This is a genomic window from Gracilimonas amylolytica (genome assembly GCF_002911695.1).
GTDB lineage: Bacteria > Bacteroidota > Rhodothermia > Balneolales > Balneolaceae > Gracilimonas > Gracilimonas amylolytica.
The window spans coordinates 1-26,295 of sequence record NZ_PQBS01000008.1 but is presented as its reverse complement, the minus strand read 5'-3'; the positions used below and the strand labels follow the sequence as shown (position 1 = coordinate 26,295).

Below are 26,295 nucleotides of genomic sequence, written 5' to 3'. Positions count from 1 at the left end.
ACTGTGTACAATTCTGTTCCTTTTTGTTCGCTTACATTGTGTAAGTAAATATAGAAATAAAAAGCGCCTCGGTTCAATCTAATTTTGAGTGTTTTTTGAGAAGCCGTACAAGTGCCTCCGCAACTTTTATTTCAAGTTCCCTCGCTTCTGAAATTCCTTTCCGACTTTCACTAAAATCAAAATTCAGGAGAAGCGTTAAGGCGTTTTCCATTTTTTCTTTTTCAGAAATGGTCAAATCTGAACTTGGCGATATGCTTCCATACATTTCTCCCTTTCCGGTAAGAAGCCAAGTCCCATCACATCCAGATCCAAGTACAATTTGAGCCAGTACTTCTGATCCCGGTTTCTTAATTCTTCCATATTTCAAATCAGTAATTAACGAATAATTGTTAATTCCACATTTCATAAGAAATTCTTTAGCCGATCCATATCTATTACTAATTAAAATAATTCTTTCGGCAATACTGTTTTTTTCGATTGTGCTTGATTGCATTTAATCTGTAATTTCGTCTATTCGTTAATTAACTATAATTCATCTACTTACATTGTGTAAGTAACTAAATATAATTATGTCTAATCAAATACCTAATACACATTCACAATTAAAATTTGCGTTGGGTATCAGTCAAAGAAGTTTAAAAGGTTTTGCTAACACTCTTACCAAGCCAGATGGTTCCATTGGAATTTCACATGCCGCTTTAATTCGGGTAGCGCAAGACACTGACAAAACCCCTTGGATACGTGAAGTAATTAATAGAACCATTAATCAAAGCAAAAGGAAGCACCCAAGCATTTGGGAAGAATTTTTGAAAGGAAATGACTCAGACAAAACAAAAACAAATAATTAATGCAATTGATGGCTTATCCAATCAATTGGAGCTTATACGCTCACTGGTAAACGATACCCTCCTCCAAAACAAAGAATGGCTGAATTCAAAAGAATTTGCGCTTTTAGCTAATGTCAAACCCAAATCAGTTTCAAATAATGCTGGGAAGGGTAAGTACGAAAAAACAATGAGAGATATCCACGGCAATCACCTGATACATATTTCGGAGCTAAAGAGGCACTCGTTATGAGTATGAAACCACTTACAAAAGATCTCAGAACTACCATTTGGGGACTTGCCGCATTCTTAGATAGCGAAGTTAATCTTAATGATTTTTCAATACTGATTCGGGATAAAAAGAACTCAGATATCAAAAAAGTCGCAGTTATTCTGATTGAGGCTAAACAAAAACTTAACCGAGTGATCTTGCAATAGATCAAACCTGATTGACATTCTACGAAGCGATACCTCATGTGAGAGAAGCATGCAGAAATGATATTATCGAAATCATTTCTGAACGCATTCCTTTAAAAAAATCTGGCAGTTACTACAAAGCATGTTGTCCATTTCATTCTGAAAAGACAGCCTCTTTTTATGTTCATGAAATAAAAGGAACCTATAAATGCTATGGCTGTCAGGCATGGGGTGATGCGATTAGTTTTGTTGAGTTTTATGATGGACTGACCTTTAATGAAGTCATTTATTTATTAGCCGACCGGTATCACCTAACCATTTCAAATAAAAGTAGGAAGAAATCCCAGCAGGCAATAAAAAAAGAAGATGATATACTTCCGGGTTACTCCTCGGTAAAGTCTGAAATCCTGAAGACGAAGATAGTTTACGTAGCATTTAAACAAGGCGACGCGCCATTCACGCCTATTCTTTTCATAGATGGCCAGCTAAGCCTTGATGCTGCTAAACTTTTAAAAAAACGAGCTCAGAAAATCATATTCGTTGCTCAGGATACTACGTGGAAAATACTTAAGCCCTCCTTTGAAGCGGCTTTAAAAGCAGAACTGGAAGTATTCGCTATTCCAGATTATTCCAACGAATTCCAGGAAATGGACTGGGTGGACTATTGCTCTGCTCAGACTACCCAAAAAATTACAACTAAAGATGTGATACAGCTTATTGCAGGAATACCTGACAACATCACCCGATCTGTGTACATCACTTATGCAACAGATAATTTCAAAGAATTGACTACACAATGACAAACCCAATGTTTAACGCCGATTTTTGGCGTTGGTATCTGCGTAAAGAGTTTAAAGAATTTACCCATTTAGCAGATACAACCATCCTTATTGAACGAATTCCGAATGTATTTTCTGAAAACAATCCCGATTCGTTTCTCACCTTAAACCTCGACACGGAAATTTGTACTGATTCCGAGGGCAATGAATTCAATATGATTGAATTTATTGCCATAAAAGAGGACTCCGAACGGCAGTATGCGGAAATGAACCTGGCCGTTGACTATGAGCGCTGGTTGGCCCAAAAATTTCAAGAAAACGCGGCCAAAGAATACGAACGTGACTTCGATAACTACCAATGGGTACGCAAGCGGGGCGGCGAAAAGGTGCCTGTAACCGATTTTGATCTTATTCTGGAGTCCATAATCGAAAAATGGAATCCGGAAAAGAAAGAATGGGAACGCACCTATGTTGGCCAGCTCCGCTACCTTCGGGGAGGCATTCCGATGTACAAACCCTTCAATTTTGAACCTGGACAAACCCACAGCGTGGAGGAATTTTCCAAAAGCGTATGGAATAAAGACGTGCTCCAGGTAAAAAACATGAAAAACGAGGACATGCGCAGCTTCTGGCTGCATGTAAACATCGAGTTTAAACCCCGCATAGTCCGTGAGTTTGATCACTTTGGGATCATTTCTTTTGAAAAAACCCGGTATTTACTTGCCGGTAATGTGCTGGTAAGCTTTCCAAAGAAACCATCTGATCACATTAAACTCATTGCCCAACGTGACGGTGCTTTTCCTATTGGCGATAACAAGTTTTTAAAGCCCCCGGAAGATGCTATTCACTTACCGCATTACGATTTAGGAATAGCCAATACTGATGGTTATTTCCAAAATGCTCAGGAAAGCCTGTACAATGACCAGGAATTTTATAAAAAATTGGTGGAAGTCGAGCATCACTTTTGTGGCATGATTGGAGGCATTACGGAATTTAGGCTTTGGGGGAAATTTATCATCGCTTACGTGTTTGCGTTTGTGTTTTTTGACGAGATATATACGCTTCATAAGCATGTCATCTTCCTTTACCTCTATGGGGAGGGTAACGTGGGTAAAGGAGAAATGGCCAAACTTATTCAGGATTTTTTTGGAATAAATCACCTCGATAGTTTGAATACACCACCGGCTCGGTCGGTGGATGAGGCGCTGGAGCAAAAATCCCACATCCCCCAGTGGATTGATGAGCACGTTCCCCAAGTCCCTGGCAAAAAAGCCAAGATTGAAGACCAAATCTGGAACTCCTGGTTTGAACTCAAGCCACGACCTACTAACATCAAAAAGGGCAACAAATGGGGAAAGGAACATAAAGTCGTGCGTACCATGCCACTTTTTTGCAGCAACTTTTTGCCCGCCACCGATCACCTGCTTAGCCGATCGCTGATCATTCATTACAGCAAAAAGACGCGAGGGCCTGAAGATCATGTAAAAGAGCTGCTCAATGATCGGGTAACCCTTCAGCGTCTTATGCTTTCTTTTCTAAAAAACTACCATCTTCTCAACCGAAAAGACTTCATTCGGGATATGGAACGTATCCGGCTCAAGCTCAAAGATGCCGTTAAAACCGAGCTGGGTGATAAAATGAAAGATGTGGTACTCCAAGATCGGCAAATAAATCAGTTTGCCTCGTTGGTTACGGTTTCCTACTGGCTAAATCCTAACTACCGGAACCTGATATCGGGTTCGCTGGACGAGCTGGAAGAGATCAAAGACAAAGCCATGTACGATGATTATTACCGCAATTTCACCAAGGAACGTAATGAGGAACGGCTTCTCTCGGTTACCGGGGAAGATCTTTTCCTTTTTGCTCGGGATGAAGTGGTTAAGACAGCCATCCGGTACTCTTCCCAAGATCCACTTACCGAATTTATTGAAACCATCGGTACACTTATCCAATCTTTGAAGGTTACCGTACATCATTTCAATTGGACCAAGGACGGCACGCTCAAAATTTGGGCCAAGGCGATCTGGGACATCTACGAATACGAAAAAAGAGGCACCGATGGCATGGTTCGCCGTGATATCGTGGATGAGAAGCTTCGGGATTTAAGCGATTTGACTCCGGAAGGCGAACTTAAGGTGGTGAACTGGACCATTGTTGACAGTTACAGCAACCTAAAGACCGATACCATTCGTCAGCGGGGCTATTACCTCCCGAATGCGGTAGAAAACGAGCTGTTTCGCAACGCCTTTAACTGGGACAAATTTAAGCCTGCTGGAAGCCAGCCCTGGACGGAAAACACCGAACTGTTTAAAGAAGAAATAGCTTCGGCGTGAGCTATTTTTTTAGCTATAGAATAGAAAAGACCGAAAAAGAAGAAAATCTATGTTTCAATGTTTCAAAATACTAAAAACATACTTTATGATACTTTTAATACACTTTTTTATGAAACTTTTGCTGAAACATTTATGAAACACCATGAAACATTCACCCTTTTTACTGAAACAGGAATGTTTCATCTGTGTTTCACGGGTATTTCTTCTAAATCATTGAAATTATTTACTCCAAAAATAAACGCAATCCATCGTGAAACAGGCATGTTTCAGGAAATGTTTCATAGAAATCAGCCTTTAAATATGCCTTAGTGTAATTTTTAGGTATTTGAAACATTTTTTTGGAATAAAATGAGTTTTACCGGAAAATCAATACATAACCATCACTAATTAGAAACTCCATGCAGACTGAAAAATCCATGCAAGAAATAATTGACCGCGAAGTTATGACCATCAAAGAAGCCCAGGTATATGTAGAGCAAAAAACGGGGATGAAAAGCAGCCTTTTTTATGATTGCGTGCGTCCTCTTCTTTCTCCCCGTCCCATGGCTATCAATCAACGCACCCGAAAACCCGCTCATTTTGTAGTTGCTAAAGAACAAGTTGAGCAGGTCATTTTCAGCATGAAAAAACAAATTGAGTAAAAAAGAATAATTCCAATTCACTCAATAAATTTTTTCCAATTTTTTGTGCTTACAGAAAATTTTTACTTGCTCACATCCCCAGCTATTGCTCCAAGGGCCATTTAACTCCATTTATATCCTGCCTATTCTGTGTTCGAACCAAACAGAACACAGATGGCAGATCATTCAGAACATATACACGACACGCTTGCTGATGATAAAATAGGCGGAGCTATAAAAGCTTCTCCCGGCCGGCCGCCGGCTGAGTTTTATTCGAGTATGAATATTCCGGCTAAGTTTTCTATGGCTGGAAATTATTACCACGAGCGCTGCCTCCAGCTCGAAGGACAACTAACGGATGCGAATCGCAAAATCCAACAGATTACCGACGAGCTTTTTCAAGCCAGAAAAGACCTTTCCCAAGATAAAACCGAATTACTGTTAGCCCACCAGAATGAGATCGCCAGGCTGAAGGAGGAATTCAGAGATAAACTCGATGGGCATAAAGAAGCTAACACGTCAAAGGTCCATGAATTGGAAAAAGAAATTGAAAAACTGGACCGTGAACAGTTCAAAAAAGACCTGGAATATCAAAATGCTCAGCAGTCTCCAGGAAATCAATTTGTAGAACAGTTCGTCAAAAAAACCCCGGAGGTAATTGATACCCTTGGCGGATTAATAAGCATCATCGTTGGGCAGCGGCATGGATTAGGTCCTATAGCAACCTATACACCTCCTTCGGAGACCATTAACACTGCACCTGAAAACGAAGCACCCTCATCTGGTGAACCTATAGAGCATTTTCCTGAAACTTCCAGGCCATCACAACCAGAGCCCCTTCAAGAGGAAGCTCAGCCGGAAGAGCAAACTCAGGCAAATAACCCAACTACCCCCAATCAATGAGCATGCACTTCCCTTATCAAAAATTAATACAGGCTGCCCTGGATTTTATGGCTATCGATTCCCCCTCTGCGGCTCGCTATATAACCTATGTACGGGCCATACAATCACAAATTGGAATCATTCAGGGCATTGAAAACAGACCTTTGACGGCCAAGGACTGGATCAGTATCGCTATTGAATTGGGCAGAAGGGCATTGGAAAGAGATATCGGCGCGAAACGAATTGCAGAAAGTATATATCCCTTAGTGGATGGATCAGGGCAATTTTCGACCTATGCCGGTATCTCTGCCAGTGCTGCCACCAACCTATTACTCATTTGGTCGGGTACTTTTTCACTCCGACCAGAAGAAAAAGCGCTATTGGTTGATGTAATTGCAGAACTGCAGAAGCTATACATAACACGAACTAATCCAATTGCCCACTCATGAGCACAGTACAAACGAAAACGATTTCCCAACTGCGAAATCAGCTGTTCTCCATAGCCGAGGAAGCAAGGATTACCACCGTGACCCGAAATGGACAATTTATTGGAGTCCTAATTACCGAAAATTTCCCCACAGATGGGTTGGCATCCTTAACTCATAAAAGAATCAAGGAAAATCCCGTCTACTCGATTACCCAGCTTACTAAGGAGTTGATGCCTTGATGCAAAGTGGCTATGTACAGATATTACCAGATACCCAGCAGCAATACACCAGAGCACGGGCTGTGGATGCTTCTTTGGGAGCATCCACAGTACCTCTTTCTACTCGACGCCAGGCGTACCCCGGTGTAGAAAGCGTGCTATCGGCGGCCAGCAGGCTGGTTACCAAATATACCGGCGACGAGCGTATTCGTTCACTCGCCCTCAAAATTACAAGTACGATCCGACGGCACCGGCTTACCGGACAACCCGACCTGCGAAACATTGACGCCATTGCCTCCGCCATATACAAATGGATGGTGCGCAACGTGAATTATGTGCGCGATCCGTGGGATGTCGAGCGTATTCAGTCGCCCTTTGTCACCATAACCCAACGGGCAGGTGACTGCGACGATCATGCCATTTTAGGAGCCGCCTTACTGCAAAGCTTAGGTATTCAAACGGGTTTTCGTATTGTCTCACGAACCGGACGCCACTTTGACCATATTTACGCGGTGTACCAATCACCTGCGGGGTGGAAATCATTCGATACCACCGTACTGAAATATCCCGGCTATGTATTTGATGAGCGGCTCATTAAAAAATCCAGGCACGTCACCAACCAGATGCCGGAAGGATTGGGGCTTGATCCCATTACGCTACTCACCACGGCTACCACAATGGCCAGTACAGGGATGACGCTTAAAAATACCTTGTCCAGCATATTTGGAGCCAAAGATAAAGATGAACGTCAATTGCGCGGTGCCCTGCGAGACTACCTCATGCAGCGGGGCGTGCAATCCGAGGTGATCAGTCTTTCCCAAAAAGACAATGCCTCCCTTCAGCGCTACGCACAGATTATAGATGAACTTGGTGCCCCGGCGGTTCAGCAACTGAATCGCTACGGGCAACTTTCCCCGGTTTGGGTTACTCAACAACAAGCAGCAAATAAAACCAAAAAAATGGGGCTGTATGCCGGTCTTGCCATTGGAACCCTGGTTCTGATTGGTGGCGGGTATATGCTTCTAAATAAATAGACCATGAGTAAAAGTGGATTTATCATTCCCTTAGAGGATACTGTCATTGGAGAGGAAGACACGGTGATTGCCGTAGCCATCAGTCCGGGACTCGGCAACTGGGAAGAATCTGACCCGTGCCGATACGCCAATCAAAGCTGTAAAGGCAAAATGTTTGGCAAGCTGAAAAGCTGCCGACGTCAACGCGAGAAAAGTCAGGCGCTATGCAAAGCGCACGAAGCATCCCTACAAAAGAAAGCTCAGTGGGAAGGCCAGCGCGAGGAAATGATGCAGGCGCTCCAGACCAATCTTACCACCACCGCTTCCCAGCAGCAAACAGCCAACTCGACCATGAAGTCGGGTATTGCTGTGGGGGGAGTCGCCCTTACCGGAGCCATTGCCTTGGCGGTTTTGATGCTGAAACGAAAAAAGAAATCTTCTAAATAAGCAGGCTTTTCCCATGACCAAACAACCCAGCGGTTATACCAGTTTTGATCTTCTCAACCAGAAAGCGGCTATCGTTACCCAGCCTACCCAAACCAAATTTGGCTCGGCTTTAACCTCTATTAGCGGCTTACTTAAGACCGCGACTGATACCGTGGTGACCATAGATGGGGTCGTCAACAAGAGCGGTAACAAGTCTGGAGGCGGACAACCGCCGGTGCTATATCCCGGCCAAGGCGCACCTGCTCCCAGCGGCTCGGGAGAGTTGATCAAGTATGCGGGCATAGCAGGCATCGCCATTGGCGGTGGCATTATTCTACTCAAAGTGCTGAAGAAGTAAGTATGCAAGCAGGACGAATTTCAACGTATTTAGATGGTGGTGTTCCAGGTGGACATGCCCCTATGGTATTGCCAGAGGTAGAAGATACTTCTTACGAGCAGCCCGATATGCAGGTCATTGAAGTGGGCGAAGGCGAGCAGCCAACAGCGAAAAAACTATGCCAGCGACTTCAGGAGCAGCCGATTTCACTTTCGCAGTGGATTCGGAATAACCAGAACACCTTACTAATCGCAGGTGGCCTTTATATGGGCTACCGCTTGCTACGGAGTTAAGATGAACGCGCAATCAGGATATATCGACACCGGAATTGGGCAGCTCAACCTGTCCAGCAATATCATAAGCTCTGATGCGGTAGAGCTTCGCATTATCGGACGCAACCCCGCCTCAGGGAACCCGCCCAGCGGGGTTCCGTTTTCCCTCGATCTTGAGGTTGAAACCTTCCGCAACTGGGCTAAAGTGCTTTTTGTGCCGTTTATGGCCAGCTGGGGGCAATGCCCCGACGCCCTTGTGGTGGTTCGCTCGGTGCAGACTGCGTCTGTATTAGGCTTCCAGCGGTTCGGAACGTCGATGATGGACGGTTGCCGCGCACAGGGACGACTCGTTTTTGACCGTTCGTTTGTTCCCACCTCGGACCATAAAGTGGTTTTTGAAGTGTACCCCGAAGATGTTGATTTGAGCAAGCTATCCGCTTCCGATCTCATTGCAAAGTCCGCACCCATTTCCCTCGACCTTGACCAGAAAACCGGCGAGCAGTCCGGGGTGTATTCTCCACCCACCGAGTCGTGGTACAAGATACCCGAGCTTGGGCCAGGTAACACTCTTAGCGAAGTTAATAAGTTAATCAAGCGAACAATTGTCATCGGCGGAATATTTGGAGGATTATATCTATTTGCCCCGATGCTCCCCGGACTTCGAGCGGGTATCAAAGCTTTAGCTCCAAAAGCAGGTGCCGAATGAGAACTGGGTATGTACCACATACCGGCACCGGCCTGCATGGCATGGACGATTACCTGCAGCGCACCTCGCAGAATGCTTTCAAGCTGTTTGCGGGGAAACTTCAGAGTGCCACAAGCGGTCGTCGCGGCCAGCTTGCCACGATGGGACTCAACCTGGCCAACCTGACCACTAGTAAAGCAGGTATCAACAGGGTATATGAACAGCACGCCGGAGTTATTGACGCCTACTTCGAGTATGTGGATCTGGTGGCTCTGTCAAAGAAATTAACTACCGATGATCCTTTATCATCCTCAGCTAAATCACCACTGATAAAGTATAGCTCTACACTTCTGATCGGTATCACAATAGGTATGCTGGCACATCGAACGTATAACTCAACATCGAAGAAATGACTCTCAGTAAAGGCGCCTCAGGACAACAGGTAATCAGGCTCCAAGCAGGATTGCAAAAAGCAGGCTTTGATCTACCTCAATATGGTATTGACGGAAAATTTGGAAGTGAAACACAATCTGCCGTTATGAAAGCTCAACGCAGGTATTCTCTTCCGGTAACCGGAGAGGCCGGGCCAACACTACTTTCAAAACTGGGGGTATCCAATGCTCCATTAAACATGAAAACAGATAAAAAAACCATGCTGACTAAAGCTGTTCTGGCTGGCATTGCCATCGGTGCTTTAATTGTGATCGCTAAAAAAATGAGGCACCGTTGATATGGACATCCAGAACACTCTGAGCGCCAAAGAACTGGCAAAAATAAACATCAAAGGCATCAAGATTGCCCAGCCCTATGGCACACTTCTTGGGGAACCGGAGAAAAATGCCGTCATCTTTATCTGGGGTGAGAAAGGGGCCGGAAAGTCCACCTTCAGTTTAGGCCTTGCAAACGCTCTTGCACAGCACGGTAGAGTCGAATATATACCAGCCGAAGAACATTTCGGTAAAACACTCATTGACCGTGTCAAGCGATTAAAAGCAACCCACAACAACCTGAACTTTACCAAGTGGAAATCACTCACATCGCTAAAGGAAACCCTGCTGAAAAACAGATCTGCCTTTTGCGTATTGGATTCTATTTCTGTCATTGACGCCAAAGACGCCTCCACGGTAGAACTGGCACAGTGGTGCCGCGAACAAGGCATTGGGTTCATCATGGTGGCCCATGCGACCAAAGATGGCAAGTATAAGGGCAACACCAGTATCGCACACGAATGCGACATTGAAATTAAAGTAACCAAAGAGGGACTGGCTGAGACCGAAAAAAACCGCTATCAGTTATTAAATGCCATCAACGTTCCTTTTGGCTCGTCAGGTACTGCCGAAACTCTAAAAACTATCCCCCCGCTAACGCAAAGCCAGTATGAAGGAGTGGAAGACCAGCTATCTAATAATGAGACCTCCACAGATGAGGAACTCATCGACTTCTTTCAGGATGAATTTGGTCTCACTAAACAGCAGGCAGCCCATTGGGCCTCAAAAAGAGGAAGCTATTTGATGAATCCCACGCACAGCGAGCCACGCGAAAATCCCGTAGAGTTGCCATTTACGATCTCACTCAAAAAAATCAATACCCTCCACAAACTGCGCTCCTGGAAACGGGTGAATTCCCTGCTCGGCTCCAAGATGCCGTGCTACGCCAAACAGCACTCCGGGGAGTCCGAACGGGCTACCCTTAGCATTCGCTACGTGCCAGATTATTACAACAAACGCTATATCGTGGAGCTGCTTATTGACGGAGAGCTGAAAACCCAGATTTGCACCGAAGGGGCCAAAGGCGGATTCACCGCTTCCTGGGCCGAGCTGGTGAAAAAACACGGCAATCTGGAAGTGCAGATTCTTGCCCAGGATCACGCGAAGAAAGTGTTGGGCGCGCGGGAATACCGGAGGCAGGAAAAGTTGCAAGATGGCACCGCGGATTGCCCACCAACCGGCAAAGCCAAAGCCAAGAAAACACCTAAGCGCAAGCCTACTCCGCCCAAGAAGAAAACCGCCAAAAAAAAATCGGTGGTAAAGAAATCCAAACCAGCACCTAAGCCTAAGAAGCAGGCCACTCCAAAGGCTGAAGTAGATCTGGAAGCCGCCCGAAAAAGCCAGGCCAAACTCGACGCCTTTTTAGAAAAAGTCCTTAGCTAAGCCATGCCAGAAGTTAAAACAAATATCGACCAGATTACCCACCTGTCCACCGGCGACTTTGATCACTGGCTAGGCGACTGGGATACCGACGGGATTGTCAATATTGATGATCCCAACCCGCTTATTCCGGGCGATACCGCCCCGGTTTCTGAGGCTGAACTGGCCCCGCAAATCAAGGCAGTGATCCAGGCGAAAAACAACTATATCCCGGCCCTGAAAAAAGTTATGAACGGCCTTATTGGGATGAATTTGGCGCTGGTCGTAAAGGGCCGCATTAAAGAAGTGTATTCCACTTTAGGCAAACTCATACGCAAGCGGTTCCCCTTTACCGAAAAGATTGCTACCAAAGCCGGAGAAAAATATACCACCGGCCTGACCGATGTGGCGGGCTGTATGGCGATTGCTGAAACGCAGGCCCAAGTGGATCAAATGGTGAAGCGTATCCTTTCGGGCGAATTAGGTGAAGTCTGGGAGCACGAAGACAAGTATAAAAATCCTGAAAACGGCTACCGCGCCCATCATTTTATCCTCGTAGTGGACGAGCAGTACCCGGTCGAAATCCAGGTAAAAACCAAACGTATGTCCATGATCTCGGCGGCCTCGCACCAGCCCTATAAAGTGGGCCAGCTCAATGGAGCGCTGCTGGAAGAATTGACCCAGCTGGCGTGGAAAGCCGACCAAGGCGACACCAAAACGGCGGAAAAACTAGAACCCTATTTGGCTGATCTGGACGCCCTTGAAGCCCAGCTTACCCTTCGGGCTAATCCGGGCAGTGAACTCCAAGAGTTGCAGCAGAATTTTGAGCTTACCATAGGCAAATTGGCACTGGCGTTTCAGCTGGACAAGTTTCCGGCAGAGCATAAAGAGGAAGCCCTGGAGCTTTTCCGGGCACACGGTCGCATTATCGGCGTCGATTTTGACGGGGTATTTAACCGAGCCACACCAGAGAAGCTGGCATCTGCCAAGCAGTCCAAAAAGAAATCAGGTCAATCAACTTTTAGGTTTAGTGACATCGAGCTTTCGGAATTTGCGCCCATCAAGCTGACGGCTTCCGAACGTCGCAAGGCCAACGAAGCAGCTATCGCCGTACTTCAAAAAGAAGACCGGGCGATTACCTCTGGCGATCTGGACGTGCTACGCTCTTACACCGGGGCAGGTGGGTTAGGCTACACCGAATCCACCGAACAGTCCAAACGGGGCCTGCTAAATGAGCACTATACCTCGTACCCGGTGGTCAAACTCATCTGGGATAAGCTTCAACAGATGGGCGTCACGGGTGGTAATATTCTGGAGCCGGGTTCCGGCGTGGGCAACTTTGCCGGATTCATTCCCGACCGCGAGAAGTTTCGCATGGTTATGGTGGAGCGTTCGGCCATCAGCTCCCGCATAGCACGTTTGCTATACCCGATGCAGACCGTGCGCCACGAAAACTTTGCGGGCACCGACCTTTCCCTGTACAACCTCACCGGCGTAGTGGGGAACGTGCCCTTTGGCGATCTGAAAATTCATACCTCCCGCGACCCGCTGGCACCCCTTAGCCCCCGTATTCACGATTATTTTATCCTGAAATCCCTGGACGCTCTTAAGCCCGGTGGTTACTTGGCTGTTATCAGCTCAACCGGCACAATGGACAAAAAAGACCCGTCCATTCGGCAGGCAATGGTACAACGCGCGCGTTTTGTCGGAGCCTACCGGTTGCCTTCAACGGCCTTCAAAGACAACGCCGATACCACGGTAACGACCGATATTCTGTTTTTTCAGAAGTACGGGGAGCACCAGGGAGAAATTCATCCGGACGTGGATTCGAAACTCAACCGACTTTTTGCACAGGAAGATCTGATTGTAAGTCAGGTATCCTATAACGGGGAAACTTACACGGCCTATTACAATCCCTACTTCAAAGAACACCCAAGCCACGTGTTGGGCGAACACATTCAGGGGCACCACGTGCAGTTTTATTCCCGAATGGGCGTAAAAGGTGACCTTACTGAAGGTCTCATTCAAAAGGTACTATCTGACGGGCTACGCTTTCCGTACGCGCTTCCGGGCGAAATGCCTTTGTACAACATTCCCGATGATGGCATTATGCTCGACTTGCCACGACACTACCATCCGGGAAATATCGTCTTCCACGAGAACCATTTTTACGAGAAACAGCGACGATTTTTCAAGCGGCTTACGCTCAAAGGCGGCTCCGGACTGGAAGCCCGCATTCGTTCAGCCTGTCAGCTGCTGGATAAATACGACGACTATATAACCGCACTGGCGCAGGAAACCAGCGAAAAGGACGCCCTCCGTGCCGAATTCAAGCAGTTGCTTGCGGGGCACATCGAGCAGTATGGTATTCCTGATGAAGATGAGGACATTCGCAAGGTGTTCAAGTTCGATAACCGGCTCTACAAGCTCACGACGCTCGTAAAGAGAGATCCACTTAACGAGGAGCTGGTGCATGCAGACATCATCGACGCCGATTCTATGTTCAATCGCAACTATGTGCCCGCCGTCAAAGACTCCGATGATCTGGCTGAGCTGGCCATGTTTGGCCGAAGCATTGGTGAAACTTTGGACGTGGATTTCTACCAGTCGGTGTACAAAGGAGGAACAGCCAGCAAAGAGGAGCTGGTAAAAGCGCTCCAGGATCACCCTGACTTTTACTGGAACCCGGCAACAGGAAACCAAGAGTTTCGCTACCAGTACCTGTCCGGTAATGTGCGAGAAAAATTACAACTCGCCCAAGAGCACGAGCTGGAAAAGAACATCAAGGCGCTGCAGGAAGTCGTGCCCGAATGGATCGACGTGTACAATATCACTGTGGACCCGCAGCACGTGTTCACCTACCTGCCTGCCAAAGCCATTGAAGAGTGGATTAAAGATGAAATGAACTATGACAAGGTGGAAATCGGCCTGGTCAAAGACAAGGCGGATCTCGGCAACCGGTTCTACATGAAGCTGCGAAAATGGGGACGGTACATTTCTACCGGCGATGAGACCCCGGACGATATCAACCTCGGTTGGGGCGAGACGCCGTTCACCAAGATCATTACCTCTTACATTCAGGACAGCACGTTTCCACTGAAGTTCTATGATGAAGACGATAACCTGGTGCCGTCGATGACGCTCAAAGAGGCGCAATCCATGAAGGGCGAACGGGGCCAAATGCTCATCGAACGGGCGCGGAAAATACAGCGCCAAAACAACAACCGGATGCTGACCCATGTGCCCAAAAAGTTCAACAACTGGGTGCGCACCAAAGCTTCGTCCGAAGTCCGCAGTTTGATCGAGGCCGCCTACAACCAGACCTACAACGCGGTAATAAACCCGCCGTTTGACGGGCGCACCCTTCGAGTTCGCGGCATGAGCGACACCTTCTACGGGGTGAAAGACTTTACCGTGTACAAGCACAACCGGGCCATTGCCGAAAAACTGGTGTGGAATGGTAAAGGGGCTAACTGTCACGATGTGGGAGCGGGAAAAACGCTGGCTTCCATTATTACCTCCCAAGTGCTCCTCCAGCAGGGAGCCGCCCGAAAACCGATGTTTGTCGTACCCGGAAAGGTGCAGGAAAAATGGGTGGAAGAATACCTGATGCTGTTTCCTGACGCCAAAGTCCTCAACATGAAAATGGTGGGTGGCGACAAGCACAAAGAACTTACGATGGCCCAGCTTTACAACTGGGACGCTATCTTTATCGCCGACCACGCGTTTAAATCGCTTCCTCTATCCCCAGCTGAGCAAGCTCGCATTTACCAGGAGCGCATCGACTACTTCAACCAGATGTTGGAGAATTTCGAGGACCTGCTTGAGGAAGACGAGGCCATCTCGAAAGCGGCCAAAACCTCCATGATGAAACGCATGGAAAAGCAGATGGAAGAATGGGAAACCAAGCTTCGCAATGTGGCGCATTCCAAACGGCTGGAAACCGATATTTTCTTTGACGAGCTGGGCGTGGATTGCCTGTTCTTTGACGAGGCGCATTTCTATAAAAACGCCCTTGGATCTGCTAAAGCTGCCAAGCTGGGAATCTCGGCCAACAAGCCTTCCCAGCGGGCCGAAGACGCCCTGCAAAAAACGCGGTGGCTGTTCAGCAAAGTGGGCCATAAAAACGTGTTTGTGCTTACCGCAACCCCGGTAGTGAATTCCCCCGTGGAAGTGTGGCACATGCTCAATTTGTGCGCCCCGGATCTACTGACCACATACGAAATTGAAAACCTCGATAACTTCATCAACCTGTTTGTCCGGGAAGAAGAAAAGATCGTCAAAAAGACCAACGGGGAATACCGCTCCGAGCGCGTGGTGGCCGGATATTACAACTTGCCTGAAATGCGCAAGATCATTGACGAGGTGATGGACATCAAGAGCTACGATCAGCTCATCGGATTCTACAAAGAGTTTCCCGACTACATTCAGGACGAATCCGGAAACACGGTCAATGGTAAAGACGGAAAGCCCAAGGTGCTCCAGCCCAAATTCAAGCGCCCCAAGGCCAGCACTCGCAACGTGATTATTGAACCCAGCGAGCTGCATAAGCTGCTTTTTGATGACATTATCCTCCGAGCCAACGAGGTCATTGCCTGCATGAAAGACCGGCAGTGTGAGACCCGCGACAACTTCCTCGTAATTACTGGTGATGGCAGCAAGATTGCGACCGACCTGCGGGTGTACGACAAGGATTTTGAAGGTATTGATCGCTCCTACCTCAAGCTTGGAGCGATGGTTGAAAACGTGGCCGCTTCTTATGGTGCCCGTTCCAATCCGGCTCCCGAATTGGTGCCGGAAGATGTGTACGGCGACTACTTTCACCGGCCTGGACGAGGACAGATAGCTGTCACTCCTCCGCACCTGCGCCAGAACCCATCCCATATTGAAGTCATTACCAGCAAGGGCGTGGTAAAAGAAAAAAGCGGCTATTGGGTGGTATGGGATGAGAAGAAAGAAATTTATCAGCCCCGGCATATACTGGAGCCCAAAAAATCAGAACACACATGGAGCGAAGGCATCTTTGGCAGCGAAAAAGAAGCTACCCAGCGCGCCCAAAAGCTCAACAAAGAATGGGAGCAGATTAAAGCCAGCCGTTCCAACCCGAATAACCCTGCCATTCGCAACCAGATTATTTTCTGCGACTGGATCAGCCTTCATCAATCTCAGGGAGGGAGCTTCCATCAGCTCATCAAATCCGAGTTGGTCAAAGCTGGAATCCCCAAAGAACAGATTGCGATCATCAACGGGGCAATCATTGGCACCGGCAAAGACGGCAAAGACTATTTTGTGAGCAACAAAGACGACAAGGAAGCGCTTAAGAAAGAAGTGCAGGATGATTTTAACCAGGGCAAGTACCGGGTGGTCATTGGCAACCAGTCCATTGCCGAAGGCATGAACCTTCAGAAGTGGACCACCGACATGCACCATATGGACGTGCCCTACACGCCTTCGCAAATCCAGCAGCGCAATGGGCGCGGACTTCGTCAGGGGAACCAGTACCCCGAAGTACAGATTCATTACTACCTGATGCAGGACTCCTTTGATCAGTACCGCCTCGAACTGGTCTCCAAAAAGCAAAGCTGGATTGATGACCTGTTCTTTGGCACCGGGCGTGAAGTCTCTACCGGTGGCGACTCAGAGTCACTGGAATACGAGCAGATGGTCGCCGCGACCAACTCCGATCCGCGAGTAAAACAATTTTTCGAAGCTTTAGCTCAAAAGAACGTACTCGATGACCGGATTGACAACCTGGAATCTGAAGTACAACGACTACAGGCCAGCCAAACGCAGGCGACCACCGATATCCAGACGAGACAGGATCGCATGAAAAGTGTGGTAGAGCGGGAATCGGCTTTGCAAAACTCGAAGCTTCCCGAAAGCGCTGATATAGCCCTCAAAGAGAACCTGTTTGACGTGCAGTACGGGTGGAACGGCGAGCCGTACCAGCTTGATATCCAACTAAGCGCCGACTCCAAACGCATTTCCGGCTACCGCATGAAAACAGTCCTGGACGTGCCCGAAAACAACGCCAATGGGCGCGTGTGGTTTCACCTGATCCCGGACAGCAATATCGCTGACCGCTCGTTTTACAACAAGCAGACGTGGGGGTCGATCAAGCGCATGGCCTCCAAAGAGCTTGGCAACGCCTTTGGGTGGACGCTGGAAGAAAAGACCGGGCAAGGCAAATCCATCTCTGGCAATCTCGGCAACATTATTGCCACGGAGGAAGACTTTTACGCGGAATACGGCCTCGACATTGAAGCCGAAAAAGCTAAAAAAGACGAGGCTGGAAACGAGCAAAGCTTCAAGGCCATCAAAGAGTCCGCCGGGATGTTTACCATCAAAAAGTGGCAACCGATCATCACCCGAAAACTGGCGGAGCTATTCCTGGAACTTGAAAAAGCCTGGATCAGAACCTCTGAAAGCCGCATGGAACTGCTAAGCAGTGAGCTGAAGCAGACCGAGAAAACGCTGGCTGAACTTCAAAAGGTACTGGCAGGTACCAAAACCGAGCTGGAAGCGGCCAAAATCGCTCGGGAGAACAACCAGAAGACCGTAATCGAACTCAACGATGTGGTCAACCAGCTGGTGGCGGTGAGTTACGATGACCGAAATGAACTCTATGAGGAGATAAACCGCATCGCCCCGAAATACAAGATCCGCAAAACGATCACTGTCCGTGATGTGGGTTCGCTAAAAGGCAGTGCGCCCAAAGGCTCGCCTCAACTTCGGGAGAACAAGGCGGACAGTGTGCCAGCAAAAACCACCAAACGGCACGGCGTTCTCAAAACCCTCTACGAAGAACCGCTGGTGTATTCGGGCATCGTCAAAGAACTGGAGTACATCGACGCCAAAGGCTACATGCAGCGCATGGAAGCAGAATCTGATGATCTGGCCATGATCATCAACGCCAAGGGCACCACTATTTATGTGTTTCCCACCAGTTTAATGAGGCTCTCTAAGGGAACTTACAACGACCCGAAAGCCGCCGAAATGTTTGAGGAGTTTCATCATTTCCCGGCAGACGACTACGATTATGAGCTGTTTCCGCCCACGGGTGAGAAACTGATCAGTGCCGGTTTCGCCGACCGCATTATGTACGTGAGCGATAAGATTATCTACGCCGATGACGAAAAAGGCAAAGACAATCACTATTTCCACTACTTCGATACGGGCAAGCGACCGGTGTTTAAATACGGTGATGTGTACATCATCGCTAACGTCAACATAGACGGCAGGGGCATTCTTAATTGAACCACCCGCCAGAACAACGAAGGCACCTATGAAAGAGCGCGTGTTCGCCAAGAACCCTTCCGAGCTACAAATCATCGAAAACCCAAACAAACGACGCAGTAACATGACAAAAGAAAGCAAAATCACTACCGAGAAGGCGGTCTCTGAGTTCAAGCAGCAGGCCATCACCGCCGGATATATTCTTGGTGGACAAGCGGTGGCCGCACAGATGAATGTCCTGGCCGTCCCTCTGCTGACAGGCAACGCCTCAGCAACCATTCAACAAGCAACACGAGCCGGTATCCCTCTCACCGCAGGAGTACTTCTAACACTCCTCTCCAAAAACAAACACGTTCGCGGACTGGCCATGGGCATGGGCGTGCAAGGCGTAATGGAGGTTATCAAATTTATTACCCCTGACTGGACGCCCCAGCAAGGCCTGATGGATGGCTCCGGGTACGTATATGACAGTCTGCCTGAAATCCAGGAGAAAACACATCACGTGGATGAAGTGGAACATTCGGCAGAGGTTGATAACACCATCGAAGTGTAAAAATTCCATTTGTTCGCACTGGGTTGCAAAAGGGGTACTGGTAATACCGAAACGGCAAACCGCCACATTCTAAACCTTTTAACACACCAATATGAGCAACAAAATTTCCAAAAAAGCACTTGTTCCAGCAACCGCACGCATCAAAACATATTTTGACACGCGCAAAGTGCAGCAAAACCAATCGGTCCTTAACTTTTTTCCTGCCAATGCAGATCGAAAGCTCACGCGGGACAACTACGTAAGTAACCCATTTCCGGGAGCTATGAAACGTCGAATTTTGGGTCTGTCCTTTGAACTCACCAAGCAGTTCATCGAAGACGATGCGGCTAATGGCATTGACGCTCGAGCCATTGTAAACGGGCTCAAAGACGCCGCCATCCTGCTTCAGGCCGACAACGATAACAAGGAGTTTCTCCGCGCTCCCATGAGCGAGTTTTCCAACTTTGCAGGCACAGGCATTCAGTTTACCTCGGCCACCAATAATACCGTGGACGCTGTAGCTGAATATCGCCGGCTTGTTACCATGAAATCAGCCAGCGAGTACCGCCTGGCCGACCCGTTTGATCTGGCCATCAACCAGACGGTTTCCCTTGCCGTGCACTTTGATGATGCCTCGGTGTTTCCAACTTCCGAGAACTGGAACCAATCCGGTCAGGGAGAATTGTGGCTCAGAGCTTCTATGGTAGTCGCAGAAGTTGAGTAATCCATCCCGTCCCGCCGGTTCCGATTCTTCGGTTCCGGCGGGATTCTTTTTGCAATAAATCCTGACTACCTCAAAGCAACGCCATGAAGATTATCTCTAATTTTTTACCTCCTAAAGAAAGTTCGGCCTACAATCCGGCCAAATCGGTCGAGGTGCAACCCGGTGCAACCGCTCACCTTACCATGAACGGCATGGGTGGAGAGCGCTACGGCATCCGAAAGATTCTCCCGTTCAGCGCCAACATGAATGCCATTTTGATCTCGGCCCGCCTGAATGAAGACCTCTACCTGTTTCGCGATGTGCAGCTCTCAGTAGTGCACAACCTGTTCAAATCCATTGACGGGCTGTTCGCTCCCTTCATCATTCAGAAGAATAACCACATTGTATTTGAACTCACCAATACCGGTGCTGCAAAGCAAACGGTAAACATTCAGCTTGTGGGCTTCGACCAGTTTGCGCTGGCAAAGCTCAGCGCGGCCTACCAGCAAATTGGAGCTTCGGTTCCAGTGCCCCGGTTCCTGTATGGACATAGCACGGTTCCAGCGGGCGGGCTCAACATTGATCTGGGCGTGAAAAGCAAAAGCGTGGACGTGCAGGTTCGCCGCATGGCCATGAGCAGTAACCAGCCCGGAGCTATAACCGCCTCAATGAAAGTGTACAATACCACGGTTCGGGATGAAGTATTCCTGGAGCAGGTGAATGACGAGTTCAACGACAAGTATATCAACGTGCCTTTTGTGGTAGGATCAAACGTGCCTTTTGACGTGTACGCCTCCAACTACGGTGCCCAGCCTGCCGAGGTAAGTTTTCTTTGTGAGAGCTACGTGCAGGCTAACACTGGATTCAATTCAGCGGAGTAGACATGCTCAACGACTTGATTAAAGTACTCTGCGAGCTGGCTGCTAACGTAGAAGCATTGGTTAAAAACCTGCAAAAAACTGAAGGTCCTCAGCCCAGTCAGGCCCGGATTGCCTCCTCCATTTCCCCGGTGATGAAACAGGGCGAAGCGCCCGTTCGCCTTGTCAACGAAAACCCATACCGGCTTGGAGTGATTATTCAAAACAGCAGCGAAGGCGAGCTTATGATTGCCCTGGACAGCCAGCGGATATCGGACAAGTACTACACCTTCAAACTGCGAGCGGGTGAAACTCTGCATTTTGATCTTCGCCGGTTCGGGGAACTCTACAAAGGTGGTTTTATGGGCCTGTGGGATGAGGCGACCAATCCGGGAGCGGAGTCCAAAGCCCTGGTAACCGAAATCTTTTGGACAAGCTGAGATGAGTAAGATTAGCGGACAGGAATTTGGTCTAAACGAGGCTTTTAAAATGCGGGTCGTGAGCGGAATGCTCGTGGACGGCTCCATTTTGATCTCGTGGGCCACCGGAGAACCGGCATCAAGCCAGATTGACTGGGGATGGGACGACTCGGTTCCTTTCCAGACACCTGAAGTTCACGCCGAACCGGAAGAAATGGTGCGTTATCACCAGCTTTACCTGCCTCAAACGCTGGTTGATCAGCGACATTATTTCCGTGTGCGCTCGCGAACCGAGCATGGGAAAATCGGGATCTCGGATATCTATATGGTCGTGGTTCCTCCGGATCTGGACATAAAAAACCGGGGCCGAATGGCTACTGAGATTGAGTTGGAATTGGTGCTGGTCAAAACCACCAGCATCGACTGCACGAACTTTCCAGTCACCTCTTTGTCGGGTTACCGAACCGAACCCATTGCCTCCGATCAACCAGCGGCTTTTGATCACGAGTACTCTCAACCCGAGCCACTGGACCAGGTGAAAGAGGTTAATGCCAACAACAGCAGTTCTCTGACTACCAACATCAGCTACACCATTACATAACCTCATATTTGCATAAACAAACCCCCATGAAAATCATTAGAACGGATTTAAACGTCGGAAAAACGGCCAGCGGTCTCGACATGTACTGCGACCTGTCCCTGGAACAGCGGCACCTGTACCGCATGAAATGCGAAAGCTTTGTAGGAAACCTGCTCAAATGGATGCGCATCCAAATGGGTAAAACGAATCAGGACGAGTACTGGGATGGCCATAATACCCGAAAACTCATCACCAACATCATTAGCATCGTTGAATCCGGTGATGATTTAATTATTGAGCTTTCCGACTACCACGAATACAGCACCGTGGATCACGACCTGATTACCATTCAGGGAGTTATTGGTCTGGAGGGATTAAACGGGGTGTACTATCACGACAACACCAAGGGGCCATTTCCGCTTGACCGCCATAGCCGGTACAAGTATTTCATTCGAGGAATTGTGCCTCACCTGACCGGGGTGTGGGATGGAAATTCAGGGGTTTCGATTGCGGCTAAATACCGAATCCAGTGGGCGTCTAATGATTATCACTTGCCAATTAACTGGAATCCCATTATTGGCATGAGCGACCAGGCCGTGAAAGCCTCAGATTTATGCCTTCCGGGGTATTTCAAGCGGGGGTGCACCCAAGGGGCGGTATCCATAACCTCGCTTATAACCGATCAGGAAAGCTCCAAATTTACGCTCTCCCGACCGTTCACGAACATGTCTGGAGCTATTCGTGATATTAAAGAAATTGGAATCATGTCAGGGGATTACCGCAGCGCCTATATGCTAATGGCTCGCGACGTACTTGGGGCACCCATCAGTCTTGGAGACACTTCCACCTTGTCGCTGGATTATGAGATCATTTCCATGATTGAGAACTTCAATCAAGACACGGACGCTAATGGAACCAATGGCGGGTGGACGGAGAATTTCATGTACATCCTGCATCGTATTGCTAACCCAAGTGCAGCTCACAATTGGGAAAACGAGTATCATTTTACCGCTGGATTGGGTGGTGGGGGCACAGGTGTCAATTTTGACTATTATCGTAACCTGGACGGCTGGAAATTTGGCGTTCGTGTGGGTGAGTCCAACAAGTTTGTTTCCATGACCGACCAATCACTGACTCCGGAAAATGCAGAAGTGAACGGTGTTCCACATGGCTATGGAGACGGGGAACTGGTACATCACGGCACGCATATCGGCGAGCTTGTCGTTGATGACGTAGCTAATGAAGTGTACTTCCCAGTCGAGCGCATTTTTGAAAATCGAGGCGCAACACCGATTACGGTTCGCGAGATTGGTTTATTTGGAAACAAAAATAATTCAAACCAGATTTCCCCGCACCTGTTGGCTCGTAAAGCATTGGCTCCTGTCGATCAGTTTACTATCGGAGCAGGCGAAACGGCAAAGGTCACCTTCAACTGCAAGGCGATTGTATAAGTGAGTAGCGCGCTGTCCATATCCTCCCAGCTCAGCTACATCCGTGTGAAAGGCATCATGGGGCATTTCTATGAGGCTTCTCGGGCGAATAATGTGCCGGTTTCCCTGCTGTTGGCTATTGCCTCCAGGGAAAGCCATATGGGACTGACGTTGGACAGCAACTGGACGGGCGACAACGGAAACGGCATCGGTATCATGCAAATTGACCGTCGGTATCATTCGGACTTTACGAGCTCCCATGCCAATAATGATCATCGCGCCAACATCCACTATGGCAGCAAGTTCCTTGCAGACCTGATCAGAAAGTTTGGAGGTAAGCTTACCCCAGCCGTGGCGGCGTACAACGCGGGCTACTCAAAAGTACGAAATACGATAAGTGCTGGCATTGATCCCAATTTGGTAACCACCGGGCAAAACTACGCCTCCGATGTGCTCCGCCGAAAAGAAATCGTCGAGTCCACGCTGGGCATTTCCAAAGCGTCCACGGCCAGCATGGTAATTCTGCCACTAATCATCACAGGATTTATTTCCTACCAAATCTTTAACACTCAATAACCACTATGAAATCATCTTCCGGTTACATCTACAGCGAGGAAAGCTCTCCCGGTTTGGGGCGTATGATGCTTGACCCGACTTTACCCACAGAACTAAATACGGCAATCCAACCGGTCTCATCCATCAGCAGAATACGACCCACCATTTCCATTTCTCCCAGAATCAGGAAACCGGTTCTGCCAAGGTTGCCTAAGATCAAACCAACAAAAGTGACACCAGTTGTTCGTGATTTGACCAAAAAACCTACGGCAACGGCCCAGCCTTCTACAACCAAAAGCGAGCCGGTGGCCACACAAAAAAAACCGATTAGTAAGAAGATGATCGCACTGGCCGGGGCCGGTATCGTTGGAGCCGGAATCCTCTTTAAAATCTTACGCTAACCTAACCTGAAAACCAATGAGTAAATCAAGCTATACCTCTGATACCGGCCTTGGATGCGGCTGCGGATGCAACGGAGCCGGAATCGGTTCTTCCCCCGTTGTGGCCGTTAAAAATACCGAAGCCGAAAACACCAAAATGGACTTGGTGGATACAGCCAAAAAGTATATCAACGGCGACGTGCCGATGAAGTACAAAGCGGCTGCCATTGCCCTTGGCGCTGGCTTTCTGTGGCTAAAGTTCAAGAAATAGCCATGAAACGAGGCGACTACATTGCCCTTATAGAAAGCTATGGGGGCAATTTTTCCTTGCCCGACTTTGAAATCCAGGGCGATATCTCCCGAATGGATGTGGATTTTCTACGGTCTTTTTTAGCCTGGCGAGATTGGACGGGAACCAAAACCCTGATCACTTCCGCCTGGCGAGATGGTGATCCAAAATCACATGGAAAAGGCCTGGCCATTGACTGCCTGCTCTTTACCGAGTGGCTTATTAAGCAGGCAAGCCCGCTTCAGCACTGGCTGCTTGCAACCACGTGGCCCTTTCAGGGAGTGGGATTGTATCTCGATTGGGAGTTCACACATAAACTAAGCCAAAAGAAGATCCCGGCTATTGGCTTGCATGTGGACGGGTGGAGTGGCAAGCAGATCAACGAGCGACCACTGCGATGGCTACGGATTGATGGTCATTACTACTACCAGTCGACGAAAACCGGACGGTTTTACTGCCGACAGAACAAACAAACCATAACGCTTCCAGAAGCCATTCAGGACTACGAGCAAAGCTATGAGCAAAGCACCAAAGCCCGAGCATTACCTCAGCAAGTATAAAGAGCTGATCATTACGACCATTATTTGCCTGTTTTTGACCGGGATTTATGACTCGATAAACAACCAAACAGCTGAAATCAAACGGTGGTACGAGCTAATGATCAATATCCGTGCTGAGCAGAAGATTCAGGGCGTTGACCTGGAATCATTGAAGCAGTCCATCGAGGTCTTTCAAACTAAAACCGACCAGGAACTAACCAATCACGAACAACGCATTCAATCCCTTGAACGAGGGCGTGAATAAGCCTTATTAACCTAATTTAGTCTTATTACTCATGAAAAAACTACTTAGAAACGTCATCAAATCCGTACCAACACTCATTACGCTTTTCAGAAAAGAAACCCCGCAGGAAGGAAAAGACATTGCCAAAAGCGGGCTAACCAGCTTAGGTATCTCTGGAGTGATTACAACCGGACGAATTAATGCTGGAGAAATGGATGAGACGGTACTTATTATTCTGGCAATCGTTGAAGCTATTGGATATGTGTATGGGGTGATTGCTTTGTTGGCTGGAAGTTCACAAGTTCAATCAGATATAGAGATTGTTGCGGACAATAATAAAGAGAGGTAAAACAATAGAATGTATATATCCCAGTTGAGACCATTTCATTTGCCATTTGGAGAAATGGGACATAAATATTCAAATATTTAAAGTTCCCTTATAATAATCATAGGGGCTGAAGTAGCTAAGGGTTAATGTTTGGTTTGCTTATACCATGATTTTAATTGCTTTAAGAGCTCTGCATGATTGCCTCCGTTGAAGCGCCACTCACATTCCTTTAAAAACCAGTAAAAATTATCTGCTTTGATGCCGTTAAATTTGCGCATATGACGCTTGGCTTGATTCCAGAAATTCTCTATTCCATTTATGTGATTCAGTTGATCTGCAAAGAGTTCACTGTGGTTAATTCGCATGTGGTGGAACTCAGAGATATCCAGGGCATTGTAGGAGCGAAAAGTATCGGTATAAACAATACTATCCGGCTGCACATTCTGTTGAATAATTGGTAGCAAGGTTTCTGTTTTAGCATTCGGAATAATAGCCGTGTACACTTTACCTCCACGCTTAAGTAATCCAAATACAGCTACTTTGCCGGTAGATCCACGGCCACGCTTACCTTTACGCTTGCCTCCAAAATAGCTTTCATCGGCTTCCACTTCCCCAGATAATTCATAACTGGGTAGTTTACTTGCAATGAGTTGACGTAGTCTCATAAAAAACCGTATAGCGGTGTTAGCTTGAACACCAATCAATTCCGAGGCTGCACGGGCCGTAGTACCTGCTACAAAATGTTCTATCAGCCGGCTTTGTTGGTGTGGGGTTAATCGACTTTTGCGTTCATACATAGTAACTAATTTAGCACCTTATTCAAGTCTTAGCTACTTCAGCCCC

The 26,295-nt window shown here is 47.8% G+C and carries 30 protein-coding genes; 28 read left to right on the top strand and 2 right to left on the bottom strand.

The annotated features are described in order from the left end of the window. Positions 1-73 precede the first annotated feature (73 nt). Complete coding sequence (locus tag C3B73_RS01960; RefSeq protein ID WP_103663959.1) at positions 74-493, bottom strand: hypothetical protein; 420 nt, start codon at positions 491-493, stop codon at positions 74-76. Between the two features lie 76 nt (positions 494-569). Here C3B73_RS01960 and C3B73_RS01955 point away from each other — a divergent pair, with 76 nt between their 5' ends. From C3B73_RS01955 to C3B73_RS01815, 28 genes are all read left to right on the top strand, one after another. Further along, on the top strand, positions 570-848 hold the full coding sequence (locus C3B73_RS01955) for a hypothetical protein (RefSeq protein WP_103663958.1): 279 nt from the start codon (positions 570-572) through the stop codon (positions 846-848). A 231-nt stretch (positions 849-1,079) separates the two neighbouring features. Beyond that, positions 1,080-1,262 carry a hypothetical protein gene (locus tag C3B73_RS01945; RefSeq protein WP_157939396.1) on the top strand — a complete coding sequence of 61 codons (183 nt, stop codon included), beginning with the start codon at positions 1,080-1,082 and terminating at the stop codon, positions 1,260-1,262. Positions 1,263-1,273: 11 nt separating this feature from the next. Then, positions 1,274-2,041, top strand: a complete 768-nt coding sequence (locus C3B73_RS01940) for a CHC2 zinc finger domain-containing protein (protein ID WP_103663955.1) — start codon at positions 1,274-1,276, stop codon at positions 2,039-2,041. After that, complete coding sequence (locus C3B73_RS01935; RefSeq protein ID WP_103663954.1) at positions 2,038-4,353, top strand: hypothetical protein; 2,316 nt, start codon at positions 2,038-2,040, stop codon at positions 4,351-4,353. The genes C3B73_RS01940 and C3B73_RS01935 overlap by 4 nt, the downstream gene beginning before the upstream one ends. 398 nt (positions 4,354-4,751) lie before the next feature. Next, entirely contained in the window at positions 4,752-4,994 is a 243-nt protein-coding gene (locus tag C3B73_RS01925; RefSeq protein ID WP_232802928.1) for a hypothetical protein, read from the top strand. Between the two features lie 153 nt (positions 4,995-5,147). After that, a complete protein-coding gene (locus C3B73_RS01920; protein ID WP_232802926.1) occupies positions 5,148-5,876 on the top strand; it encodes a hypothetical protein in 729 nt (242 codons plus the stop codon). After that, the gene (locus tag C3B73_RS01915) at positions 5,873-6,304 is read left to right on the top strand and encodes a hypothetical protein (protein ID WP_232802925.1); all 432 of its coding nucleotides are present in this window, start codon (positions 5,873-5,875) and stop codon (positions 6,302-6,304) included. Before C3B73_RS01920 ends, C3B73_RS01915 begins: the two co-directional genes overlap by 4 nt. Positions 6,305-6,521: 217 nt before the next feature. Further along, on the top strand, positions 6,522-7,535 hold the full coding sequence (locus C3B73_RS01905; protein WP_103663950.1) for a transglutaminase-like domain-containing protein: 1,014 nt from the start codon (positions 6,522-6,524) through the stop codon (positions 7,533-7,535). 3 nt (positions 7,536-7,538) lie between these two features. After that, positions 7,539-7,961, top strand: coding sequence for a hypothetical protein (locus C3B73_RS01900; protein WP_103663949.1), 423 nt, complete (start codon positions 7,539-7,541; stop codon positions 7,959-7,961). Positions 7,962-7,974: 13 nt separating this feature from the next. Beyond that, a complete protein-coding gene (locus C3B73_RS01895; protein WP_103663948.1) occupies positions 7,975-8,298 on the top strand; it encodes a hypothetical protein in 324 nt (107 codons plus the stop codon). Positions 8,299-8,300: 2 nt separating this feature from the next. Then, entirely contained in the window at positions 8,301-8,570 is a 270-nt protein-coding gene (locus C3B73_RS01890; RefSeq protein WP_103663947.1) for a hypothetical protein, read from the top strand. Between the two features lies 1 nt (position 8,571). Next, entirely contained in the window at positions 8,572-9,255 is a 684-nt protein-coding gene (locus tag C3B73_RS01885) for a hypothetical protein (RefSeq protein ID WP_103663946.1), read from the top strand. Continuing rightward, positions 9,252-9,647, top strand: coding sequence for a hypothetical protein (locus tag C3B73_RS01880; RefSeq protein WP_103663945.1), 396 nt, complete (start codon positions 9,252-9,254; stop codon positions 9,645-9,647). Before C3B73_RS01885 ends, C3B73_RS01880 begins: the two co-directional genes overlap by 4 nt. After that, positions 9,644-9,964: a peptidoglycan-binding domain-containing protein gene (locus C3B73_RS01875; RefSeq protein ID WP_103663944.1), complete on the top strand. Its 321-nt coding sequence runs from the start codon at positions 9,644-9,646 to the stop codon at positions 9,962-9,964. Before C3B73_RS01880 ends, C3B73_RS01875 begins: the two co-directional genes overlap by 4 nt. A gap of 1 nt (position 9,965) precedes the next feature. After that, positions 9,966-11,384 carry a hypothetical protein gene (locus C3B73_RS01870; protein WP_103663943.1) on the top strand — a complete coding sequence of 473 codons (1,419 nt, stop codon included), beginning with the start codon at positions 9,966-9,968 and terminating at the stop codon, positions 11,382-11,384. Between the two features lie 3 nt (positions 11,385-11,387). Further along, a complete protein-coding gene (locus C3B73_RS01865; protein ID WP_103663942.1) occupies positions 11,388-18,617 on the top strand; it encodes a helicase-related protein in 7,230 nt (2,409 codons plus the stop codon). Between the two features lie 28 nt (positions 18,618-18,645). Continuing rightward, positions 18,646-19,149: a hypothetical protein gene (locus C3B73_RS01860; RefSeq protein ID WP_157939395.1), complete on the top strand. Its 504-nt coding sequence runs from the start codon at positions 18,646-18,648 to the stop codon at positions 19,147-19,149. Between the two features lie 262 nt (positions 19,150-19,411). Next, entirely contained in the window at positions 19,412-19,852 is a 441-nt protein-coding gene (locus tag C3B73_RS01855; RefSeq protein WP_232802923.1) for a hypothetical protein, read from the top strand. A gap of 83 nt (positions 19,853-19,935) precedes the next feature. Then, positions 19,936-20,712 (top strand): O-fucosyltransferase family protein, encoded by a 777-nt coding sequence (locus C3B73_RS01850; RefSeq protein WP_103663939.1) that lies wholly within the window; start codon positions 19,936-19,938, stop codon positions 20,710-20,712. Between the two features lie 2 nt (positions 20,713-20,714). Next, on the top strand, positions 20,715-21,128 hold the full coding sequence (locus tag C3B73_RS01845; protein WP_103663938.1) for a hypothetical protein: 414 nt from the start codon (positions 20,715-20,717) through the stop codon (positions 21,126-21,128). A 1-nt stretch (position 21,129) separates the two neighbouring features. Beyond that, positions 21,130-21,708 (top strand): hypothetical protein, encoded by a 579-nt coding sequence (locus C3B73_RS01840; protein ID WP_103663937.1) that lies wholly within the window; start codon positions 21,130-21,132, stop codon positions 21,706-21,708. Positions 21,709-21,734: 26 nt separating this feature from the next. Then, entirely contained in the window at positions 21,735-23,138 is a 1,404-nt protein-coding gene (locus tag C3B73_RS01835; RefSeq protein ID WP_103663936.1) for a hypothetical protein, read from the top strand. Then, on the top strand, positions 23,139-23,693 hold the full coding sequence (locus C3B73_RS01830) for a transglycosylase SLT domain-containing protein (RefSeq protein ID WP_157939394.1): 555 nt from the start codon (positions 23,139-23,141) through the stop codon (positions 23,691-23,693). It begins immediately after the preceding gene. Between the two features lie 5 nt (positions 23,694-23,698). Further along, positions 23,699-24,073 carry a hypothetical protein gene (locus C3B73_RS13895; RefSeq protein ID WP_157939393.1) on the top strand — a complete coding sequence of 125 codons (375 nt, stop codon included), beginning with the start codon at positions 23,699-23,701 and terminating at the stop codon, positions 24,071-24,073. A gap of 16 nt (positions 24,074-24,089) precedes the next feature. Beyond that, complete coding sequence (locus C3B73_RS01825; protein ID WP_103663934.1) at positions 24,090-24,323, top strand: hypothetical protein; 234 nt, start codon at positions 24,090-24,092, stop codon at positions 24,321-24,323. After that, positions 24,302-24,901: a hypothetical protein gene (locus tag C3B73_RS01820; RefSeq protein ID WP_232802922.1), complete on the top strand. Its 600-nt coding sequence runs from the start codon at positions 24,302-24,304 to the stop codon at positions 24,899-24,901. The genes C3B73_RS01825 and C3B73_RS01820 overlap by 22 nt, the downstream gene beginning before the upstream one ends. After that, complete coding sequence (locus tag C3B73_RS13890) at positions 24,858-25,145, top strand: hypothetical protein (RefSeq protein WP_157939392.1); 288 nt, start codon at positions 24,858-24,860, stop codon at positions 25,143-25,145. Before C3B73_RS01820 ends, C3B73_RS13890 begins: the two co-directional genes overlap by 44 nt. Positions 25,146-25,176: 31 nt before the next feature. Beyond that, positions 25,177-25,473: a hypothetical protein gene (locus C3B73_RS01815; RefSeq protein WP_103663932.1), complete on the top strand. Its 297-nt coding sequence runs from the start codon at positions 25,177-25,179 to the stop codon at positions 25,471-25,473. 122 nt (positions 25,474-25,595) lie between these two features. Here C3B73_RS01815 and C3B73_RS01810 read toward each other — a convergent pair whose 3' ends face one another. Continuing rightward, positions 25,596-26,249, bottom strand: coding sequence for an IS1595 family transposase (locus C3B73_RS01810; RefSeq protein WP_103663931.1), 654 nt, complete (start codon positions 26,247-26,249; stop codon positions 25,596-25,598). Positions 26,250-26,295: the final 46 nt, after the last annotated feature.

Excerpts from the sequence above, each read along its gene's own strand:
- C3B73_RS01825 (WP_103663934.1), top strand. The coding sequence starts at position 24,090 with ATGAGTAAATCAAGCTATACCTCTGATACCGGCCTTGGATGCGGCTGC.
- C3B73_RS01875 (WP_103663944.1), top strand. The coding sequence starts at position 9,644 with ATGACTCTCAGTAAAGGCGCCTCAGGACAACAGGTAATCAGGCTCCAA.
- C3B73_RS01860 (WP_157939395.1), top strand. The coding sequence starts at position 18,646 with ATGAAAGAGCGCGTGTTCGCCAAGAACCCTTCCGAGCTACAAATCATC.
- C3B73_RS13895 (WP_157939393.1), top strand. The coding sequence starts at position 23,699 with ATGAAATCATCTTCCGGTTACATCTACAGCGAGGAAAGCTCTCCCGGT.
- C3B73_RS01920 (WP_232802926.1), top strand. The coding sequence starts at position 5,148 with ATGGCAGATCATTCAGAACATATACACGACACGCTTGCTGATGATAAA.
- C3B73_RS01935 (WP_103663954.1), top strand. The coding sequence starts at position 2,038 with ATGACAAACCCAATGTTTAACGCCGATTTTTGGCGTTGGTATCTGCGT.
- C3B73_RS01905 (WP_103663950.1), top strand. The coding sequence starts at position 6,522 with ATGCAAAGTGGCTATGTACAGATATTACCAGATACCCAGCAGCAATAC.
- C3B73_RS01835 (WP_103663936.1), top strand. The coding sequence starts at position 21,735 with ATGAAAATCATTAGAACGGATTTAAACGTCGGAAAAACGGCCAGCGGT.
- C3B73_RS01810 (WP_103663931.1), bottom strand. The coding sequence starts at position 26,249 with ATGTATGAACGCAAAAGTCGATTAACCCCACACCAACAAAGCCGGCTG.
- C3B73_RS01855 (WP_232802923.1), top strand. The coding sequence starts at position 19,412 with ATGAAACGTCGAATTTTGGGTCTGTCCTTTGAACTCACCAAGCAGTTC.
- C3B73_RS01845 (WP_103663938.1), top strand. The coding sequence starts at position 20,715 with ATGCTCAACGACTTGATTAAAGTACTCTGCGAGCTGGCTGCTAACGTA.
- C3B73_RS01815 (WP_103663932.1), top strand. The coding sequence starts at position 25,177 with ATGAAAAAACTACTTAGAAACGTCATCAAATCCGTACCAACACTCATT.
- C3B73_RS13890 (WP_157939392.1), top strand. The coding sequence starts at position 24,858 with ATGAGCAAAGCACCAAAGCCCGAGCATTACCTCAGCAAGTATAAAGAG.
- C3B73_RS01850 (WP_103663939.1), top strand. The coding sequence starts at position 19,936 with ATGAAGATTATCTCTAATTTTTTACCTCCTAAAGAAAGTTCGGCCTAC.
- C3B73_RS01890 (WP_103663947.1), top strand. The coding sequence starts at position 8,301 with ATGCAAGCAGGACGAATTTCAACGTATTTAGATGGTGGTGTTCCAGGT.
- C3B73_RS01945 (WP_157939396.1), top strand. The coding sequence starts at position 1,080 with ATGAAACCACTTACAAAAGATCTCAGAACTACCATTTGGGGACTTGCC.
- C3B73_RS01915 (WP_232802925.1), top strand. The coding sequence starts at position 5,873 with ATGAGCATGCACTTCCCTTATCAAAAATTAATACAGGCTGCCCTGGAT.
- C3B73_RS01900 (WP_103663949.1), top strand. The coding sequence starts at position 7,539 with ATGAGTAAAAGTGGATTTATCATTCCCTTAGAGGATACTGTCATTGGA.
- C3B73_RS01885 (WP_103663946.1), top strand. The coding sequence starts at position 8,572 with ATGAACGCGCAATCAGGATATATCGACACCGGAATTGGGCAGCTCAAC.
- C3B73_RS01895 (WP_103663948.1), top strand. The coding sequence starts at position 7,975 with ATGACCAAACAACCCAGCGGTTATACCAGTTTTGATCTTCTCAACCAG.
- C3B73_RS01865 (WP_103663942.1), top strand. The coding sequence starts at position 11,388 with ATGCCAGAAGTTAAAACAAATATCGACCAGATTACCCACCTGTCCACC.
- C3B73_RS01925 (WP_232802928.1), top strand. The coding sequence starts at position 4,752 with ATGCAGACTGAAAAATCCATGCAAGAAATAATTGACCGCGAAGTTATG.
- C3B73_RS01880 (WP_103663945.1), top strand. The coding sequence starts at position 9,252 with ATGAGAACTGGGTATGTACCACATACCGGCACCGGCCTGCATGGCATG.
- C3B73_RS01840 (WP_103663937.1), top strand. The coding sequence starts at position 21,130 with ATGAGTAAGATTAGCGGACAGGAATTTGGTCTAAACGAGGCTTTTAAA.
- C3B73_RS01870 (WP_103663943.1), top strand. The coding sequence starts at position 9,966 with ATGGACATCCAGAACACTCTGAGCGCCAAAGAACTGGCAAAAATAAAC.
- C3B73_RS01955 (WP_103663958.1), top strand. The coding sequence starts at position 570 with ATGTCTAATCAAATACCTAATACACATTCACAATTAAAATTTGCGTTG.
- C3B73_RS01960 (WP_103663959.1), bottom strand. The coding sequence starts at position 493 with ATGCAATCAAGCACAATCGAAAAAAACAGTATTGCCGAAAGAATTATT.